At 71.6% G+C, this 19,147-nt stretch carries 14 protein-coding genes; 7 read left to right on the forward strand and 7 right to left on the reverse strand.

Annotated features, from left to right (window positions below; all coding sequences use genetic code 11):
- Window positions 1–49: 49 nt before the first annotated feature.
- Window positions 50–706 carry an MOSC domain-containing protein gene (locus tag AC5L3Z_RS07030; RefSeq protein WP_494840641.1) on the reverse strand — a complete coding sequence of 219 codons (657 nt, stop codon included), beginning with the start codon at window positions 704–706 and terminating at the stop codon, window positions 50–52.
- A gap of 53 nt (window positions 707–759) precedes the next feature.
- Window positions 760–1,506, reverse strand: a complete 747-nt coding sequence (locus AC5L3Z_RS07035; RefSeq protein ID WP_494840435.1) for a phosphotransferase family protein — start codon at window positions 1,504–1,506, stop codon at window positions 760–762.
- A gap of 283 nt (window positions 1,507–1,789) precedes the next feature.
- On the opposite strand from AC5L3Z_RS07035, the gene AC5L3Z_RS07040 reads away from it, so the two are divergent.
- The gene (locus AC5L3Z_RS07040; protein ID WP_494840436.1) at window positions 1,790–2,989 is read left to right on the forward strand and encodes an RNA ligase RtcB family protein; all 1,200 of its coding nucleotides are present in this window, start codon (window positions 1,790–1,792) and stop codon (window positions 2,987–2,989) included.
- The gene (gene prfH, locus AC5L3Z_RS07045; protein WP_494840438.1) at window positions 2,986–3,654 is read left to right on the forward strand and encodes a peptide chain release factor H; all 669 of its coding nucleotides are present in this window, start codon (window positions 2,986–2,988) and stop codon (window positions 3,652–3,654) included. Before AC5L3Z_RS07040 ends, prfH begins: the two co-directional genes overlap by 4 nt.
- 264 nt (window positions 3,655–3,918) lie before the next feature.
- On the opposite strand, the gene AC5L3Z_RS07050 is transcribed toward prfH, so the two are convergent.
- Window positions 3,919–4,542, reverse strand: a complete 624-nt coding sequence (locus AC5L3Z_RS07050; RefSeq protein WP_494840440.1) for an HIT family protein — start codon at window positions 4,540–4,542, stop codon at window positions 3,919–3,921.
- Window positions 4,543–4,671: 129 nt separating this feature from the next.
- Between AC5L3Z_RS07050 and AC5L3Z_RS07055 the strand changes: the two genes are divergently transcribed.
- A complete protein-coding gene (locus tag AC5L3Z_RS07055) occupies window positions 4,672–5,400 on the forward strand; it encodes a histidine phosphatase family protein (protein WP_494840441.1) in 729 nt (242 codons plus the stop codon).
- 97 nt (window positions 5,401–5,497) lie between these two features.
- Here the strand turns inward: AC5L3Z_RS07055 and AC5L3Z_RS07060 are convergent, their stop codons facing one another.
- Together AC5L3Z_RS07060 and AC5L3Z_RS07065 are read right to left on the reverse strand one after the other, a co-directional pair.
- Window positions 5,498–5,968 carry a hemerythrin domain-containing protein gene (locus AC5L3Z_RS07060; protein ID WP_494840443.1) on the reverse strand — a complete coding sequence of 157 codons (471 nt, stop codon included), beginning with the start codon at window positions 5,966–5,968 and terminating at the stop codon, window positions 5,498–5,500.
- A 298-nt stretch (window positions 5,969–6,266) separates the two neighbouring features.
- Window positions 6,267–7,130, reverse strand: a complete 864-nt coding sequence (locus AC5L3Z_RS07065) for a class I SAM-dependent methyltransferase (RefSeq protein WP_494840444.1) — start codon at window positions 7,128–7,130, stop codon at window positions 6,267–6,269.
- Window positions 7,131–7,341: 211 nt separating this feature from the next.
- On the opposite strand from AC5L3Z_RS07065, the gene AC5L3Z_RS07070 reads away from it, so the two are divergent.
- From AC5L3Z_RS07070 to AC5L3Z_RS07080, 3 genes are all read left to right on the forward strand, one after another.
- Complete coding sequence (locus AC5L3Z_RS07070) at window positions 7,342–10,497, forward strand: M36 family metallopeptidase (protein ID WP_494840445.1); 3,156 nt, start codon at window positions 7,342–7,344, stop codon at window positions 10,495–10,497.
- A 449-nt stretch (window positions 10,498–10,946) separates the two neighbouring features.
- Window positions 10,947–11,669: a hypothetical protein gene (locus tag AC5L3Z_RS07075; RefSeq protein ID WP_494840446.1), complete on the forward strand. Its 723-nt coding sequence runs from the start codon at window positions 10,947–10,949 to the stop codon at window positions 11,667–11,669.
- Window positions 11,670–12,019: 350 nt separating this feature from the next.
- Window positions 12,020–12,886: a M23 family metallopeptidase gene (locus tag AC5L3Z_RS07080; RefSeq protein ID WP_494840447.1), complete on the forward strand. Its 867-nt coding sequence runs from the start codon at window positions 12,020–12,022 to the stop codon at window positions 12,884–12,886.
- A gap of 56 nt (window positions 12,887–12,942) precedes the next feature.
- Here the strand turns inward: AC5L3Z_RS07080 and AC5L3Z_RS07085 are convergent, their stop codons facing one another.
- Both AC5L3Z_RS07085 and AC5L3Z_RS07090 read right to left on the reverse strand, forming a co-directional pair.
- A complete protein-coding gene (locus AC5L3Z_RS07085; RefSeq protein WP_494840448.1) occupies window positions 12,943–16,341 on the reverse strand; it encodes a S8 family peptidase in 3,399 nt (1,132 codons plus the stop codon).
- A 278-nt stretch (window positions 16,342–16,619) separates the two neighbouring features.
- On the reverse strand, window positions 16,620–17,558 hold the full coding sequence (locus tag AC5L3Z_RS07090; RefSeq protein WP_494840449.1) for a threonine/serine dehydratase: 939 nt from the start codon (window positions 17,556–17,558) through the stop codon (window positions 16,620–16,622).
- A 453-nt stretch (window positions 17,559–18,011) separates the two neighbouring features.
- Here AC5L3Z_RS07090 and AC5L3Z_RS07095 point away from each other — a divergent pair, with 453 nt between their 5' ends.
- Window positions 18,012–18,992 carry a trypsin-like serine peptidase gene (locus AC5L3Z_RS07095; RefSeq protein WP_494840450.1) on the forward strand — a complete coding sequence of 327 codons (981 nt, stop codon included), beginning with the start codon at window positions 18,012–18,014 and terminating at the stop codon, window positions 18,990–18,992.
- Window positions 18,993–19,147 lie beyond the last annotated feature (155 nt).

Below are 19,147 nucleotides of genomic sequence, written 5' to 3' on the forward strand. Positions count from 1 at the left end.
ACCCCGCCCCGGAGCCAAACTCTGGGCCAGGCACGTCGTGCCCGCTGCCTCAGCTCTTCAGGCGGCGGCGCAGTGCGTGCCGCAGTTCGTCGGGTAGGCCCTCGATCTCCAGCAGCGCGGGCAGCAACTCCGGCTCGGTCAGATACGCGCGGAAGGCATCCGCAATCGTCACACCGTGCGCCGGCCGGTGCACCACGATGACCGGGTCTCCGGCTCGAACCTCTCCCGGCTCGACGACACGCAGGTAGGCACCAGGCCGATTCTCCCGGATGAACGTCTTCACCCATCGCGGCTCAGCCATCCTGGCCTGGAACGTGGCACACGGGATCCGCCCGAACGTCGGCTGCAGCACGAGGTTGTCGCCGATACGCCACCTCTCGCCGATCACCGCACCGTTGACGTCGACGCCCACCGTGGTCAGGTTCTCGCCGAAGACGCCGCCGGGCAGCACCCGGTCAAGCCGGGCCTCCCACCAGTCGTAGTCCTCTCTGGCGTACGCGTACACGGCCTGGTCGTCACCGCCATGGTGCTCGACGTCGAAGATCTGGTCACCCACCAGACCACTGTGCAACCCCGTGGTCTTCGGCCCGGGAGCACGGACCGTCACCGGCCCGCCGACCGGCTGCTTGTTGATGCCGGTGACGCCAACCTGCTTCGCCGTGCTGCGCTCCGGCACGGCAAGATTGACCGAAAGGACCCTGCCCATGGGCTGCAACCTATCGATTGTCGGAGCCGGCTCGGAGTCCCCGCCCAACGGCCTCACATCCGGGATCTCAGCACGTCGACCTCGCAGCCTGGCGAGGACGGGTCGAAGCCGTGCTCGACCAGCCAGCGGACCGCCAGCAGGCTACGCAGTGACCACCACGCGCGGATCACGTCGAGGTCCACGTGGGTGCCGTAGCCGGCGACGACATCGCCAAGGTGCTCCTCGTGTCCGAGCGTCAAGCTGGCGAGGTCGTACAGGGCGTCGCCCTGGCCGGCCTCGGACCAGTCGACCACGCCGGTGATCTCGTCCATGTCGACGAACACGTGAGCGACCTGCAGGTCGCCGTGCGTGAACACCGGTGTCCACGGCCGCAGCGCAGCCTCGGCAACTCGGCGGTTGCGCGTGACCAGGTCGGTCGGGAGGATGCCGTTCGTGACGAGCCACTCGCATTCGCCGTCGAGCTGCGTTCTGATCTCGTCGAGGCTCCGGCCGGGCCATGGCGGCAGCGGCGCGTCGTGCAGCATCCGTACGGCGGCACCCGCCGCGGCCCACGCCGCCGACGACGCGGTCGACGGCTCGCCGAGGCGACCGAGTGCCGTCCCGGGGAGGGCGGCGAGCGCGAGTACGGGCGGCTTCCGCCACAGGACCTCCGGAGTCGGGATCGGCGCCACAGCCATCGCCTCGACCTCGACGTCGGTGCGCGTCTGATCAGCGTCGATCTTCAGGAACACGTCGCCGACGCGCAGGGTCGCGCGCTCGTGATGGGCGACGACGACCTCGACCTCCTCCACGTCGGCCATTGTCGCGGGGATGACCACCGCCGTCACCGGCTTTGTCGCGTGCGACTGCGCGGCTGACCGCGTCCCGCTGCGTGTCCGCAGCGCGAGCGCACATCGGTGGACGCGCAGCACCCAGGCACACGGACCCGTACGACCGAAAATCGCTTGCTGCCCGCAGTGGGCTCAGGGAAGGTGGCGTCCATGACGTTCTGACGGACAGCACCCCTCTGCTCCGAGGCTCCACGGCGCCGACCCGCGCCGTCATGCCGTCCGTCCATACCCTCTTTCAGAGAAGAGTGCGTCTTTGTCTCAGCGACACCTCCGGCAGGAGTTCCTGCCGCGGTCCACCCCGGCCGTGGGTTCGGCCACCGTCACCGTGTTCGCCTCCCCCACAAGTTGGATCGAGTCCGATGCCCAGGCGCAGTGCCACCAGGTGGCCGCCCTCGACGGCATGATCCACGTCGCCGCCATGCCGGACCTGCACCCCGGCAAGGGCGCCCCGATCGGCGCCGCCATGGCGTCGACCGTGTTGTACCCGTTCCTGGTGGGCTCCGACATCGGCTGCGGCATCGCGGTGTTCCCCATCAAGCTCAAGCGCGCCGTGCCCGAGAAGCTCGCCGCCCAGTTCCCCGACCTCGACCGCGCGCTGCGTCCGGAGCAGGATGCCGACGACCCGGCCTGGGCCGTTGTGGAGGGCGATATTCCCGCCGGTCACGTCGAGGGCCTCGGGACGGTTGGCCGGGGTAACCACTTCGTCGAGCTGGCGCGGATCGAAACCGTCTTCGAGCCGGGCCACGCGAGCCGTCTCGGGCTCGCCACCGGCGACCTCGTTCTCATCGTCCACAGCGGGTCGCGAGGGCTCGGCGAGCGGATCCTGCGGGCGCACACCGCGGTCCACGGCGCGGGTCCCGCCCCGAACCCCGCCGACTACCTGGCGATGCATGACGCCGCCGTACGCTGGGGATCACTCAACAGGCGGCTGATGGCCGCCCGGGTCGCCCATGCGTTGGGGACCGAGCCCACCGAGCCGATCGTCGACCAGTGCCACAACCTGGTCGAGATCCGCGACGGGGTCTACCTGCACCGCAAGGGGGCGGCGCCGGGTGACGGCCGCGACGTGCTCGTCGCCGGTACGCGAGGCACCCGTTCCTACCTGGTGGCCGCCCACGCCGGCCCCGACGCCAACCATTCGGTGGCGCACGGCGCGGGCCGAAAGATGTCGCGCGCCGACGCCCTGCGCCGGGGCCGGGCCAAGCACACGGTCGAAGAGCTGCGTCGCACGCCGGTGGGGTCACTGGTGGTTTGCGGCGACCGCCAGCTGCTCTTCGAGGAGGCGCCAACGGCCTACAAGCGCATCGAGCAGGTGATCGCCGACCTCGTCGACCACGACCTGGCCACGCCCGTGGCCACCACGGTCCCCCTGGTCACGTACAAGACGCCCGACCTCGGGTCCACGCCCGAACGGGACCGCCGGAACCGCCGCCGCGAGCGAGGCCGGCGGTGAGCGTCCACCTGCTCCTGTCGGCCGGGCGCGGCCCCCAGGAGTGTGCCTGGGCGCTGGCCCGGCTGCTGCGCCGCCTGGAAGCCGACGCCACACGGCAGAATCTGGAGACCCATCGGGTCCAGACCGGTCCCGGTGAACGGCCCGACACCTACCGATCGGTCCTGGTCCGGATCTCCGGAGCCGGCGTCGAGGCGTTCGCTGCCTCCTGGACCGGAACTCTGTGCTGGCAGGCCCCCAGCCCGTACCGGGCCACAACGGGTCGAAAGAACTGGTATGTCATCGCCGAACCGTGCCAGGTCGGCATCCCGCGCACGACGTTCGCGGAAGCGGATGTCGACATCGTCGCCTGCCGCACCGGCGGCCCCGGCGGTCAACACCGAAACAAGGCCAGCACGGCGGTGCGGGCGACGCACCGCCCCTCGGGGACAGTCGTCGTGGTCGACACCGAGCGCCAGTTCAGCCTCAACCGCCGCACCGCGATGCAGCTCCTGCGACGGCGCATCGAACACGGCGACGAGGCGGCAGGGCGCGCCGTCACCACCGCCCGCTGGCGCATCCACGATCAGCTCGAACGTGGCAACCCCACCCGCATCGAACGTCCGGAGACGTCGGGACACGGCGGTATCACCGCATGCGCGCGGGCGAAGCGTTCGCGGCGACGGTGACCGGCTCCGGTGGCCGGTCGTACCCAGCGGACACCCTGTGGTACGCCCAGCAGGCGCTTCCACAGCGGTGGCCAGCCATCCGCGCGGAACTGTGGCGGCGGGCACGGCGTCAGCCCCGGTATCCGGCCGATCACACGACCATCTGAATCACCGTGACCGGGAGTGACCACCGGTAGGCGGCAGCCCCCGCTACCCGACCGCGCAGATCCGCACGGCGGCGGCAACAGCCGTCACGGTGACGATCGACGTCGTGGATCAGGCCGGTCAGGCGGCCGGTTCGCTGGTGGGCGACCGGTGGCCTCCGTGGCAGGCGATCAACGCGTCTGCCACGATTTCGGCGTCAGCTTCTGCGACGTCCGCCGGGTACTCCGGCAGCAGGTCGTCCCAGACGGCCAGCCACGACCCGTACAACTGGCCCTGCCCCTCGGGCCGAGCGAAGAACCAGACATGCAGGTGGGCTCCGCCATCTCCGATGCGATAGACGTGAGCCCGCGAGATGTGCGGCAGCGCCTGCATGTGGCGAACGATGCGAGTGCTCAACAGCCCCAGTTCGGCGGCCAGCTCGTCAGGTAGCTCCGCCATGTCGTAGTGGTCGCGCGGATACAGCATGAGCACCAGCGGGACACCAACTCCCCGAATCCGGGCCAGCCGCCAGTGATCGTTGAACCAGATCCCTTCGTCCCGGTCGCGGCAGGCGTCGCAGTCCGACGGATCCTCGCCGTGCCGCGCGGGCTCCGGGAGCACCGGCGGACGCAACGGCGCTACGCGCAGTCCGTCCGGCTCGAACGGACTGATCTCCCATCCCGTCATGCGCGCCAACGGGAGCCGGCGCTCGCCGTCCGCGGCGGCGACTGCGTGGTCATAGAACTCGTCCGGTCGCAAGGCCATGCGGCGAAGACTAGTACGACAAGATCTCAGCTCTCGACAATCGCAGCCTGACAGCCGGCGCTGATCTGATCAGAGGAACGGCGTTGCCGGCCCCAACCTTGCCTGGCCGTCACCACGGACAATGGAGACATGGACACCGTCGCTGAGTTGACCCTCATCCGACACGGGCAGAGCCTGGCGAACGTGGCCTTCGCCGACGCGCACGCCCGCGGGCTGACCGACCACGGTCTGACCGGGCGAGACGCCGACATCGAGCTGTCACCACTGGGACGGGAACAGGCCACCCACCTCGGTCACTGGCTCGCCGCCCTGCCCGTGCACCGCCGGCCCGACGTCATCATCTGCTCCCCCTACGTCCGGGCCCGCCAGACCTGGTCCCGGGCGGCAGAAACCGCGGCGCAGCTCGGCCTGCCGTACCCCACCGCCGTTGTCGAGGATCGCCTGTGCGACCGGCTCATGGGCGACCTGGAGCTGCTGACCCCCGCCATGATCGCTCAACGGTTCCCCGCCGAGGCAGCCCGCCTCGAGGCCGACGGCGAGTTCTCCTACCGGCCCCCCGGTGGTGAGTCGTTCGGCGACATCGCGCGCCGCCTGGCCGCCGTCTTGGCGGAGATGAACTCCCGGCACGCCGGTCGGCGGGTCCTGGTCGTGGCCCACGACGCCGTGGTCGTGGTGATGCGCCATCTCATCGAGGGCTTGGCTTTCGACGAGATCGCCGCCATCGTCGCGACGACGCCCGTGGCGAACACGTCGATCACCCGGTACGACGGCACAAGCGGCACCCTCACCCTGGTCGAATTCGCTACGACCCCTCACCTTTCGCCAGGGATGGGCGATCGGGCCTTCGTCGGACCGTGACGACGCGGTCCAGGCCGCTGCAGCCCGTCACCACAGGCCGACCCGGTCGCCCGACGGTGGTGGCGCTCCTACCCGACCGGTGGGTGCGTCGGTCGGGTCACAGGGGTCCCAGCACGACCTCGGGGTCGGCGTCCAGCGCCAGCGTCTCCAACACTGTCAGCAGTTGGCGTTCCTCATACCTGAAGTGTGACTCCATGATCGCCGCCACGCCCTCCAGGTGCCGGCCCAGTTCCTCAGGCGGACTGGCATTGGCCACGGCGGCCTGCAGCCCACCCAGCAGATGCGCGATCATCGAGTGGTCCTGCCGCAGGTAGTGGAGCGTCTCGCGCAGCTCGGGGTGCTGCTCGGCAATCGCGGGGAACAGGTCACGGTCTTCGCCAACGTGGTGATCGGTCAGTGCGGCGCAGAACCCGTGACAGAACAGCAGCAGATCCCTGGTTGCCGGCTGCGCCGGCTCGCCGTCGGCCAGAGCCTGCTGGGTCACGGTCAGTGCTTGCCGCAGCCGGTCGTGGACGCCGCGTAGCTCTCTGCTCCAGGCAACGAGCCTGGTCTTCTCGCCCTCACTCACAGGTGGAGGGCGAAGGGACGACGGTCATCATCGTCGTGTTCCCTTCGGTCCGGCGCCTCCATGCCTGGCACAGTCTGCCACCGGCACGCGACGCTGCGGCCGAACCTATCATGAAGCGTTCCGAGGCCCTGCTCGACAAGGGAGAAATCTGAGCCACACAACAGCCGCCCGCCATCACGGCTCGCTGCTGCGGCCCGGGTTCCCCTCCCGCTCCCGGCCACTGGCCTACTCGGTTCGCTCACCAGCCTCTGCTGTCACGCTCGATCCGGGACGTGACCGTCCCGGGCAGAGACCGGCCCTACCGCGGACGCCGCGCCGTGAGGACCGGGACGGGCTCGTCCATTCCGGGGGCCGGCGGGGTGGCTCCGGACGACGACCGTCGCGGCATGCGCACCGCACCGACCGCGACACCGGAGATGATCAGCACGCTGGCCAGGATCGTGACCGCGGTCATGGGCTCACCCTGGAAGACAGCCGCGGCGCCCAGCGCCGCCAGCGCGCGGGTGAGTGCACCAAGCGTCTCCTGCCGGCCTTCGGCGACCCACGGCAGGTTCAGGATCTTCTGCTGCCATTGGCGGGGACTGCGCCCCTGGCCGTGCCCGAGGAACGTCGTCTCGCCCACCGGCGCCAGCCCGTGCCGGCCGGCCATGGCGGTCACCAGGGCGATGGTGTCGGCCTGGGGTCGGGCGCACCGGTCGAACACCGGCCCCACCACGGCGGCGACGTCGCTGTCGACGCGAAAGTTCGCCCGGTTCTTGTCCACCGTGATGATCAGCACCCCGCCCGGACGCAGCACTCGCGCAGCCTCGTCAACGATCTGCCGGGCGTCTTCCGGATCGAGCAGGTGCAACACCCACATCAGGACGACCGCGTCCACCGAAGCGGCACGCAGCGGCAGCCGTCGGGCATCGCCGCGCGCCACCCTGCCGCCGAGACGCGGCGCCGCGACGCCCAGCATGCCGGCCGCCTCGTCGAGCCCCGCTACCCACCGGTCCGGCCCGCCGAGGCGTGCCGTCACGAGGCCGGTGCCGCACCCCACGTCCACGACGAGGCGGGCACCGTCGGGGAGCAACGACGCCACGGCCGCGGCCGTAGCGCCGGCCCTCGCCTCCCCGCCCCGGGACGCGTCGTACGTGATCGCCTCGTGGTCGTAGTCGAGCACGCCGAACAACATAGCGGCCTGAGAGGGCTCATCGGGACGCGGACGCAGGCAGCGAACTCGTTGGCCCCTGCTTGGCCGTGCAGCTGGTGCCGGTCGGCTACCTCGAGGGGCCCACATCGAGCCTGCGGATCACGTTGCGTTTGAGCTGGTGGCGGCGATGTCCATAGTGACGGGCTTCTACCGTCACGACGCAGGCACGTGAGGAGCTTCCATGCGTATCCGTTCACCCCTCGCCGTCGGGGCGACGATCGCCCTCCTGCTGACCTTCAATCCATCGGTGGCGTCGGCTGTCGTCGACGTCGGGTCACCGACCAGTGACCGGCTGGACGTGCGGCGTACCTCGGAAGCCGTGCGACCGACGGACGCGCAGCTCGCCGCGGTGCGTACGTTGGTCGCGGCCGCGGGTGCGGGCACGCGGGTCAGCTGGGACGGACGCTTCGGGACGCCTCGGACGATTCGCAGGGACGGCGGGTGGCTCACCCGTCCACGCACCGGCGAGCCGGTGGCGGTGGCCCGATCCTTCATCGAGGCCAACCGGGAGGCGTTCGGCCTGACGGCGGCGGACGTGGCGGCGCTGACCGTGGTACGGGACCACGAACTCGTCGGCACCGGCACGCACGTGGTCAACTTCGCGCAGACGTACGCCGGCCTGCGGGCGGTGCGCGGTGGCCGCCTTGGGGTGACGGTCGCCAAGGACGGGAGGGTGCTCTCCTACGCCGGCAACTCCGCCCGCGGCGGGCGGCCGGTCGCGGCGCACACGCTTTCCGCGGCGCAGGCGTTGCAGGGCGTGGTCGGCCGGCTCGCCGCCGGCATCGGCTACCCGGCGGAGCTGGCCGGGGAGCGCGCCGGGTTCCAGGTCTTCGCCAGGGGTCCCTTCGCCGGTGACTCCTACGTTCAGAAGGGCGCGTTTCCGACCCGGGACGGCGCTCGCCCGGCCTACCGGGTGCTCTTCGTCAAGGCGCTGGACCAGGCATGGGACCTGGTCGTCGACGGGGCGACCGGTGAGACGCTGTATCAGGCGTCGCTGGTGGCGCACGATGCCGAGGGCACGGTCTACGAGAACCACCCAGGGGCCGCCGCGGGCGGAACTCCGGTTGTCAGGTCGTTCGGACCGACGGCGCAGTCGCCGTCGGGCTATGTGGACCCGACCGGTGTGGCGGGGCTCGATGGGCCGACAACGTTCGGCAACAACGCGAACACGTACGCCAACTACTCCAACTTCCTGGTGCCCGCCGACCAGGGTCCGCGCCCGGTGAGCCCGACCGCCCGGTTCAACTACGCCTACCAGGCCCACTGGACACGCACTGGCGGACAGACCGTGCCGCCGAGCTACGCACAGGATCTCGACGCGGCGGCGACCAACCTGTTCTGGCACCACAACCGCATCCACGACGAGTTCCGCGCGCTGGGCTTCACCGAGTCCGGGGGCAACTTCCAGACCAACAACGGCGGGAACGGCGGCCAGGGCGGTGACCCTGTCCTGGGGCTGGTGCACGCCGGTGCGGTCAGCGGCGGGGCGCCCACCTACACCGGCCGGGACAACGCCTACATGCTCACCCTGCCCGACGGCATTCCGCCGTGGAGCGGCATGTTCCTGTGGGAGCCGATCAACGACACGTTCGAGGGGCCGTACGCTGACGGCAACTTCGACGCGTCCGTCATCGAGCACGAGTACGCCCACGGGCTGTCCAACCGTTACGTCAGCGCCGAGGACAACGCCCTCAACACCCACCAGTCCGGCTCGATGGGCGAGGGTTGGGGTGACTGGTACGCGCTGAACTATCTCTACGGCAACAAGCTCGCCACCACCGCGGTGGTGGGCCAGCACGCCACCGGCAACGCCCACCGCGGCATCCGCAACTGGAGCTACGACCAGAACCCCACCGGGTTCGGTGACATCGGCTACGACCTGGGCGGCGCCGAAGTCCACTCCGACGGGGAGATCTGGACGGCGATCCTGTGGGACATGCGCAAGGCCCTCGTCGCCCGCTACGGCGAGGCGGTGGGCGGCGAGATGGCCGCACGACTGGTCACCGACGCGATGCCGCTGTCCCCGGCTGAGCCGTCCTTCGTCGACATGCGCGACGCGATCCGAACCGCCCTGGACAACCGCTACCACAGCAGGTCCGACTACGCGGCGATCGTGGACACGGTCTACGGCGCCTTCGCCAAGCGGGGTCTGGGCCTGCACGCCGCCACCGACGGCGGTGAGGACACCGACCCCACCCCGTCGTACGAGCATCCGAACCCGGCCCGCAACGGCACCCTGACCGGCACTGTCGTCAACGCCGCCACCGGCAGGCCGGTCCCCGGCGCCCGCATCAGCCTCGGCGTGTTCGAGGCGCGGGTCACGCCGCTGCGCACCTCGTCCGCGGACGGCGGGTTCTCCGCACCCGTGACGGCCGGCACGTACCCGGTGACCGTCACCGCGGCGGGGTTCGGCTCTCGCACCTTCCCCGGCGTGAAGGTCACGGCCGGCAGGACCTCAGCGCTGCGGTTCACGCTCGCGCCCAACCTGGCGTCCGCGGCCAATGGCGCAACCGTCGCCGGGGCGACCGCCAGCGGCGCCGGACGGCTGATCGACGACACTGAGGCGAGCAGCTGGAAGGCCGCGGCGGGCACCGGCAACGCCGTGATCAAGCTGGCCGCCCCGGCGCAGGTCTCATCGGTGCAGGTGAGCGCGTTCGCGACCGCCCGATTCGAGGGCTTGCGGGGGTTCACCCTGCAGACATCCACCGACGGGGCCAACTGGCAGACGGTGCTGACCCGGGCGGATGCGTTCAGCTACCAGACGCCCCGCCCCACCGCACCCGATCTGCACTACCGACAGTTCACCCTGCCGAAGCCGGTGCAGGCCCAGTACGTGCGGTTCTGGACCGACACCGCGCTCGGCGAGACCAAGACGGAGGTGCAGGTCGCGGAGCTGCAGGTCTTCTCGCAGACCGCGACCGGGGTGGAGCCGCTGCCGCCGTCTGCGCCGGACGCGCCGGTGACCGACAGTGGGGTGATCGTCGCGGGCAATCCGTCCACCGGCACGGCCGACGACGCCACCGGCGTGACCGCCACGGCATTCAGGACGGCCTGCGCGGTGCCGGGGGTGCCGGCGCAGGGCGCGGACGGCTGGGTCACGAAGCTGCCGGACAGTTTCGGCGACGGCGCCCACGAGGTGCAGGTACGCGGAGCGGGCTCCGCCCCGTACGACTTCGACCTGTACTTCTACGAAGACTCGTGCACCTTGGTCGGCACTGCGGCGTCCGCCGCCGCCGACGAATCCGGCACCATCCCGAGTGGGGCCCGCTACATCCTGACCCAACTGTGGCTCGGTGCCGCGGTGCCGTTCACCGTCACCGCGACCGACACGAGATGACATAGCAACGGCTGGCCCCACCGGCCTCCCAAAGCTGTCCCTGCCGCCTCCCGGTGGTGGCTGCCGCGGCAGCCACCACCGGGCACCACACCCGGCGGGCCAGGTAGGTGACCACGTGAGATGAGGATGCGCATGTCATCGCGATCGCTCGTGACCGTCGTGTTTGTTCCCCACCGCACCAGATCTTCGTCCTGCCTGGTGCGCAGCAGTATGCCAGCGCCGGTGCCGGCGAGTTCGCCGGTCGAGGCGACCCGCATGCGGCGACCTTCTCCCCTTCGCCACATCGGTGATCACCTGTGGTGCCGTCATCCGGGTTCGGCGGCGTGGCCGGCTGCCCCGGCGTCGCTGATGTCGCACCGGCCCGGTCGCGGAGATCCCCTACCGCGACCAGTCACGGCCGGTACCGCCCGGCCCGGGCCGGGCGCGGTCCCGATCGGAGGGCCTACAGCGTGAACGTGTGGGAATCCATTGCCACGGCGGCGGGTGCCATGGCCGCCGCGACCGGCGCTCTCCTGGCGCCCACCCCGCCCCCTGCGCTAGCCGCCGCGCCCGCGCTGACCTCGGCACCGTTCGCTGCGCTGCCCGGGCAGCGGGTGACCCACACCGTCACGATCGCCGGTCCGGGCGCCGTCACCGCCGCGCGGGTCACCTTCACCACCACTGTCGACCTGGACGGCGTCAACGCCCGCGCCGAACCGGGGCGCTGCGCCGTGTCCGCCCGTAGCGTGGTCTGCGACCTCGGTGATCTGCGCCTGGAAGCCGGCTCGCCCGCACCGCGAATCACGATCACCGGCACGGTCCGCTCGGGTACGCCGGCCGGCACGCTGGTCCGCAACCGGGTCAGTGTCACCTCGGCGCAGTCCGCAGCGGCCGGGGTCACCAGCAACGCCTATCTGCTGCCAGGATCGCCGGCGACACCTGACGACCAGCGACGGCAGGAGTCGTTTGCCGTCGCGCCGAGGGCGCAGTCGCCCAGTCGGTGGACGGGGATGTCGGTCCTCCCGGTGGCTGTCGTGGCAGGCGCGGTCGCGGCAGGCGCGCTGCTGGCACAGCGGCGGCTGCGGCGTCGTCGCGCCCGACCAGTGTCCCACCCGCCGGCTGTTACGACCGAGCACCGGGAACCGATACAGCAAGCGGGATCGGCAAAAGCAGGCGGCAGGAGTCCGGCATGACGCGACGAGGATGTAGGAACGCGAGGTTCGCGGCCCTGGCCGCGGCAGCGACACTGATGACGACGTCCCTGTGCCTGGACGCCGGCGTCGATGCTGCCGCCGCGCAGAGCGTGGCCCGGGGACCACTGCCCCTGCCACCCCTGCCCACCCCGTCGGTGTCATTGCCGCTGCCCTCGGTGAAGCCGCCATCGGTCCCGCCGCCGCCGTTGAAGCCGCCGACCGTCAAGCCACCAACGGCCCCGTCGGCTGCTCCCCCGACCGGACGGCCGACACCGCCCACGGGAACCCCACCGGCCACCGGCACACCACCGCGGGTCGGGCCGACGCGCCCCGACACCGGCAGTCCGATCGTGAGCCCGGGATCAGCCGCGGCCATCATCGATGCCGACCCCGGCGCCGACCTGTATCCCCAACCGCCGACGGACCCCGCCGTCACACCACAAGCGCGTCAGGTCGCCGCGCTCACCGATGTCCAGCACCGGATCCAGTATCTGCACAACATCCTCGCCCGCACCCGCGCCGACCTGACGAGGGTGCAGCGCGAACCGGATCCCGTGCTGCAACTGCTGACCGCCCTGACCACCGGCGCGGCCCCGGCCTCCGATCCGGCCCCAGGCACGGCCCTCGCCGCAGCCGACTCGGTAGATGTGGTCGACACCGCCACCGGCCGCGCCGCCGCCCTGTCCGCCGCGATCAGCTCAGGCCAGAGCGAACTTGTCCACCGCCAGCAGGAGGAGACGAGACTCCGGCAGGAAATTAACCGCCGCGCACGCCTCACGACCGCCGCCGCCCGCCCGTCCCGCAACCCCGCCGCATACCGTGGAGGCCCGCTCAGCTCTCCGCTGTCGGGTCGGCTCACCAGCAGGTTCGGCAACCGCTTCGACCCGTACTACCACCGTTGGCAACTGCACGCAGGTGTGGATCTCGCCGCGCCCACCGGCGCCCCGATCCTCGCAGCCGCAGCCGGGCGCGTCACCCGGGCCGGCTGGTACGGCGGCTACGGCAACTACACCTGCATCGACCACGGCAGGGCGGACGGGCAGCGGCTCTCCACCTGCTACGGCCACCAGTCCAAGCTCCTTGTGTCGCCCGGTCAGCAGGTCAGGACCGGACAGCTGATCGGGCGGGTCGGATCCACCGGTGCCTCCACCGGCCCCCACCTCCACTTCGAGGTGCGGCTCGGTGGCCGCCCGGTCGACCCGCTGCCGTGGATCTGACCGGAGTCCGGCTGGCAGGTGTCGGTCCACCCGACCGCGCCGCTCACGGCCGCTGATCAACTGGTTGGCGGGCCCTGCCCGGCCAGGTAGGCGCGGATGATGGTCTGCTCGAACCCACTGCCACCGCTGGCTCGGACCGCGACGCGCAGCGAGACAGCCTCACCGGCGGACGGCTGCGGCACCGGTGCGGTGAACCGGCCGGTCCCGTCGCGCCGCACCTGCGCCGGCTTCCAGGTGGCGCCGTCGTCCACGGAGGTCCAGAGCGCGAACGAGGTGATCTCCTGCCGGTCGGTGCCGCGTGCCTGGTGGACGGTGAACGCGGCCGTGCCGCCGTCCGGACGGTTCGCCGCCGTCAGTGGGAGTGCGTAGTCGACCGACAGCAGCGGCACCGGAAGGCGGCCGGTGCCCGAGGGGCCGGTCGAGCGGAAGGTCCAGGCCGTGCTCACTCTGGTGGAGACGGGCAGCACCGCGCTGGCGTCCAGCTCGTAGGTGAGCCGGTAGGTGCCCGCCGTGGCCGGAACGGGGAAGTCACCGAACGATTCCGGGTACTCCCCGATCTTGGCGGCGCCGCGGTAGAGGGTGAGCCGCCGGCTGGTGTCCCACCGCCAGCCGTCGAAATCGCCGAGGCAGTCGAACCGCTGATGCGCGTCGGCCAGGTCGACCAGTTGGACGTGCAGGTTCCCGGCGGTACGGGTGACCGGCGCCGGGGAGCAGGCGCTGTAGCTGGGTGCCGGGTCGTCGAACCAGTCGGGCCGCAGCGGCTGGCGGACCCAGACCTTCTCCTGGCGGCTTCCCGGCGGGTACCGCCGCGGCGCCTCCTGGGTGACGACACCGTCGTAGAACGCCTCGTCGATCCAGGAGTAGCCGGACGAGAGGTAGTCGACTCGATCGCCGGTCAGGTCGAGCGTTCCGGTCTCGGCGATCAACTGTCCGGAGGGCGCGATCCCGTACCGCTTGTGGTTGGTCACCGTGTCGGGCCGGTCGAGCCGGTGGAACCGCTGGTCGATCCGGGCCATGGTGGCCTGTTCAGCGGCGGTGACCCGGTGCGCCAGGTCCGCCGGGAGGCCGTGCTCGTGCGGCACGATCACGTCGTAGAGGTACGGGCTCGGCCCCGCGCCGGGGGCCTGCAGCCCCGCCATGGTGTACGCCTGGAACTCGCCGACCTGCGGCTGCGCCATCGGGGTGGCGTACGTGCTCCACCGGCGGGCGCTCTCGCCCCAGGCGTACGCGAAGCCGGACCAGCCCGGGCCGCGCCGTGCCTGCTGCTCGTAGGAGACGCCGACGGCGACCGCTTCGGTCGGCACCCCGTCGACGGTCATCGTGACCGGCCTGGCCTGTGCGCCGTCCAGGGTCACCTCGGTATCCGCGGTCACGGTCACATCGGCGTCGCCGGCCAGCACCATCCGGCTGACGCCCGCCTCGAAGTCGTCGTCGAAGATCGCGCCGGTGACGCTGTAGCGGCCGGCGGGCACCCGTACCCGGAGCGTCTGGTCGCGGCTCAACGAGAAGCGGACCGCGTACCTGGCCGGGTCCTCCAGGTTGACGATCTGACCGGAGGCGAAGACGCTGACCTCGGGCGCGGTGCCCGGCAGTGGGGTCATCGAGAGCGTGAGGTCGTGGCTGCGCGGCTCGACGTGAAACGCCACCGGCGTGCGGACGGTGGTGGCGCCGGTGCGGGCGGTGACCACAGCCGCCCACAGGCCGGGCGCGCCGGCGAACCGGGCTCGGTCCACGCGCAGGACCACCGCGGCGGTGCCGCCCGGGTCGACGGAGAGCGCCGCGTCGGAGAGCGCGACCGCCCCGGACGGGGCGGGGGTGCCGTGCCGGTCGGCGGCGGTCACGGACAGGCGCACGTCGGCCGTCCGGGTCCCCGTGTTGGTCCAGGCCAGTTTCGTCTCGGCCCGGCCGGACTGCGGGTGCGCGAAGGTGCCGAGGTTGACCAGGCCCGCGTCGGCGACCAGGCCGGCGAGCGGTCGCGCCGCGTGCAGCCGTCCGGCGCCCACCGTGTACGGGTCGGCGCCCGCGAGGGGATCCGCGGCGCCGACCAGGCCGGCCTTGAGCTGCCGGGCGGTCCAGCCCGGCTGCCGCTGGGCCAGCAGGGCGGCGGCGCCCGCGACGTGCGGGGCGGCCATCGAGGTCCCGGAGGCGGCGGTGTAGTGGGCATCGACCACCCGGCCGAGCGAGGTGCCCGCCGCACGGGCGGCGATGACGTCCACGCCCGGCGCGACGATTTCCGGCTTCGCCGCGAAGGTGTTGATCAGCGGGCCGCGACTGGAGAAGTCGGCCAGTTCGTCATCGGCGTCGACGGCCCCCACCGTCAGCGCGCTGGCGGCGGCCGCCGGCGCGGTGACTCCCCGGTCGGTGGGTCCGTCGTTGCCGGCGGCGACCACGAACAGCGTGCCGTGTTCCTCGGTCAACGCGTCGAGAGCCTGCGACAGCGGGTCCGTGCCGTCGCTGGCCTCGAATCCGCCCAGGCTCAGGTTCACCACGTCCGCGCGGGGCGCGGCCCACTCCATGCCGGCGATGACCTGCGAGTCGGACCCGAAGCCCTGGTCGTCGAGGACCTTGCCGGCCAGCAGCGTCGCCTCGGGGGCGACGCCGCGGCGCTGGCCGCGCGACGCGACGCCCGAGCCGGCCAGGGTGGCCGCCACGTGGGTGCCGTGCCCGTGCCGGTCGACACCGTCACCGTCGTCGACCGTGAAGTCGCGGCGCTCGGCCAGCCGGCGACGCACGTCCGGGTGCGTGGGGTCGATACCGGTGTCCAGCACGGCGACCCGGACGCCCCGCCCGGTGTACCCGGCCGCCCACGCCTGCGGCGCGGCCACCTGTCGGAGGTTGGCGTCGAGCCGCTCGCTCTGCCCAGGCGCGGCGGTGGCCCGTACCCGATGATCCAGCCAGATCTTCGCGGCGCCCGCGCCGCCCGCGGACAGCGACCTGGTGAAGCTCTTTCCCTTGGCCTTGGGCTGCCGGCCGGCCACCGCGCCGATGCTCGGCAGCGCCCGCCTACCGCGCAGGTCGCCGGTGAGCCTGGTGCCGGCCGGACTGCCCGCGGGCCGCACGATGAGCGGCAGTTCGGCGGTCCGTGCGTCGTCGTACCCCTGGCTGATCAGCGTGGTGACATCGAACAGTGACTCGTCGAGCACCTCGCCGAGCAACGGCGCCACCTGGCCGGGCACCACTCGCACCCGGCCGTCCGCGCCGCAACTACGGTGCAGTACGCCGCTCGGGTCGACCGGCCGCACGCTGACCACCGGACAACCGGACGCGCGGGTGTGCACGGTGACGACATCACCGGTCAGCAGCGTCACCTCGTACGTCTGCCCGGCTGGCAGCAGCGGCGAACCGCCGGCGGCGAAGCTGTCCGCACTCGACCCCACGGCGTGCGCGGCGAGCGCGGTGAGCAGGACGCCCACCGTGGCGAGCGATCGGAGACTACGAAATTTCTGCCTAGTCATCCGGTGGCTCCTTCGCCATCTCGGGGGATCTCTATTGATGACGCACGGCCCTCGCCCACCGGTTGCATTCGACGTCGGCCCATTCCGAGTGGGGCGGTTGCGGGGGTCCGCCGCAGGGCAACGGCAGCGTCACCGGGGCGGTCGCGCGCCAGCAGGACGAGCGGGCGTGCCCAGGGTTCGTCGGTCCCCCGGTCGGTGTCGTCGGGGAACTCGGCCGGCAGACCATGCCGCACCCGCGGTGACCACCGGTACGAGCGTCCTCCCGGCACGCGGCGTCCCTACGACAGATCGTGCAGACCGGTGTTCGCCCCGCACAGCACGACGGCCAACCGTTCGCCCGGTTCGGGCAGGTAGGCCCCGGAGGTCAGAGCGGCGAGAGCGACGGCGGCTCCGTGTTCGACGACGACGCGCCAGTCCTGCCAGAGCCGGTGCCGCGCGGCGACGATCTCCTCCTCGGACACGAGGACGGACCGGACGCCGGTGCGCACCGCCACGTCGAAGGCGATGTCACCCACGCGGCGGGCGCCGAGGGAGTCGGCGGCGACACCGGAGACGCCGACGTCGACCGGAGCGCCGGCCGACAGCGCCGCGTGCAGGGTCGGAACGGATGCCGGTTCGACCGCCACCACCCGGGCCTCGCCCTCCAGCGCCGCCGCGACCCCGGCCATCAGGCCGCCCCCGCCGACGGCCACCAGGACCGTGTCGAGCCCGCCGCCGACCTGGTCCCGCAGCTCCAGACCGAGGGTGCCCGCGCCGGCGGCGATCTCCGGCTGGTCGTAGGCGTGGCAGTACACCGCGCCCGTCGTCGAGGCGTGCGCGACGGCGGCCTGGTACGCCTCGGCGTACTCGTTGCCACGCGCCACCACCGTCGCGCCGTACGCCCGCAGCCTGTCGACCTTGACCGGCGGAGCGCCCTGCGGCACGAACACCGTCGCGGGGACGCCGAGCTGCGCCGCGGCGTAGGCGTTCGCGAGACCGGCGTTGCCGCCGGAGGCCACGACGATGCCGACGGACGGATCCAGCTGGCCCTGTTCCGCGGCGGCCAGGATCCGGTTGAACGCGCCGCGCGCCTTGAACGAACCGGTGTGCTGGAGGAACTCCAGCTTGAAGACGGTCTCCGCAGAAACGAGGTCGGGCCCGGCGGTGACGACGGGCGTGCGCCGGGTGCGCCCGGCGGTACGCCGCGCGGCGATCTCCACGTCGACACGAGTGATCATCGAGGGTCCTCCCGGAGGGCAGCCGTCAGTCGGGCACGCGGTAGTCGAGCCGGCGTCCGCCCCACCACGCCTGGGCACCTCGGGGCGTCGGTGCGTGTGCTGCGCGGTGAGCATTTCTACCAGGCGCGGCACCGCGGCGGACCGACCCGTGTCGCACGCCACGGAGACTCGCCCCGCCCGGGCGGCCGCGGCTTCCGGCGCGCGTGTCACATCCTCGCCGTCGCAGTTGTGCCGACTCGCCATCCGCCAGGAGTTTGCGCATTCATGACAGTCAAGACGTGTCGGTGAACCGACTCCCCGTTAATCATTTCCATCGGGGGGCGGATCAATGTCGGTGATCCGTCATCGTATTGGGATCCCGATCAATCGCGAATCCTCAATACGATGCGGTGGTCCGAATGGAGAACCACAGCAAGGGAGAGCCTCTTGAAATCCGCCCTGCAATGGTCCGCAATGGCCAGCCTGACGCTCGCGCTGATCGTGACCGGCGCGCCGGCCGCCGAGGCGAAGCCGGCCACGAGCGACCGGAACGGCAACACGACCACCGTCGCCCGCACCCATGACGGCCGCGCGATCACCAACGCGGCCGTCGCCAAGGAGGTCGCCGCCTTCTGGACGCCCGAGCGCATGGCGAAGGCCGTCGACCTGGACCTGAAGCGCGTCGGCCCGCCCGAGTCGCCGAACCGCGCCCGGAAGCCCGACGGACCGGCGGGCGCGGTCGCGCCCGTGGCCCCGCGCATCGCCAGCGGTGACGACGTCAGCATCCTGCTCACCGAGTCGCAGACCGTCGGCAAGGTCTACTTCACCACGCCCAACGGCGGTACCGCCTCCTGCTCGGCCAGCACCACGGCGAGCGGCAAGCGGCGACTGGTTGTCACCGCAGGTCACTGCGTGCATCAGGGCCGCGGCGGGCAGTGGTACGGCAACTGGCAGTTCGTCCCGCGGTACCGCAACGGGGTCCGGCCGTTCGGCACGTTCGTGGCCTACCAACTCACGGCCCGCACCGCGTGGATCAACAACAGCAGCCATGACGAGGACATGGGCATCGCCATCATGCACAACGGCGGTAGCTACGGCCTGAAGGTGGTCGACACGGTCGGCGGCAACGGCCTGCGCTGGAACTGGGGCTACAACGTCCCCCTGGTCACCGCCCTCGGCTACCCGTCCAATCTCGGCGGCGGGGAGAGCCAGCAGTACTGCCAGAGCGGCACCTGGCACGCCGGCGGTCAGCAGATCCGGATGTGGTGCAACATGACCTACGGCTCCAGCGGCGGACCCTGGCTCCAGGAATACAACGACCAGAACGGCCTCGGATACATCAACAGCGTCGTGAGCCACGGCGACAACCCGGGCAACGGACAATTCGACGGACCGTACTTCGACAACGACATCAAGAGCCTCTACGACTTCGCGGAAGGTCTCTCCCCGGCGTAATCCAGCTATTCAGCGGAAGCCCCGGCCCATGGCCGGGGCTTCCCGTTTCTTGCATTCTCCGAAACAACGACACCAGCACGTCATCGACGCGGCCTCGCGCTCCGGCGTCCAGTTGCCCGGATTCGCCGGCCGGTCGTTGCGGAACGTGCACGCCC

This window comes from Micromonospora sp. LZ37 (genome assembly GCF_059359015.1).

Excerpts from the sequence above, each read along its gene's own strand:
- AC5L3Z_RS07030 (WP_494840641.1), bottom strand. The coding sequence starts at position 706 with ATGGGCAGGGTCCTTTCGGTCAATCTTGCCGTGCCGGAGCGCAGCACG.
- AC5L3Z_RS07035 (WP_494840435.1), bottom strand. The coding sequence starts at position 1,506 with ATGGCCGACGTGGAGGAGGTCGAGGTCGTCGTCGCCCATCACGAGCGC.
- AC5L3Z_RS07050 (WP_494840440.1), bottom strand. The coding sequence starts at position 4,542 with ATGGCCTTGCGACCGGACGAGTTCTATGACCACGCAGTCGCCGCCGCG.
- AC5L3Z_RS07055 (WP_494840441.1), top strand. The coding sequence starts at position 4,672 with ATGGACACCGTCGCTGAGTTGACCCTCATCCGACACGGGCAGAGCCTG.
- AC5L3Z_RS07070 (WP_494840445.1), top strand. The coding sequence starts at position 7,342 with ATGCGTATCCGTTCACCCCTCGCCGTCGGGGCGACGATCGCCCTCCTG.
- AC5L3Z_RS07085 (WP_494840448.1), bottom strand. The coding sequence starts at position 16,341 with ATGACTAGGCAGAAATTTCGTAGTCTCCGATCGCTCGCCACGGTGGGC.
- AC5L3Z_RS07090 (WP_494840449.1), bottom strand. The coding sequence starts at position 17,558 with ATGATCACTCGTGTCGACGTGGAGATCGCCGCGCGGCGTACCGCCGGG.
- AC5L3Z_RS07095 (WP_494840450.1), top strand. The coding sequence starts at position 18,012 with ATGGCCAGCCTGACGCTCGCGCTGATCGTGACCGGCGCGCCGGCCGCC.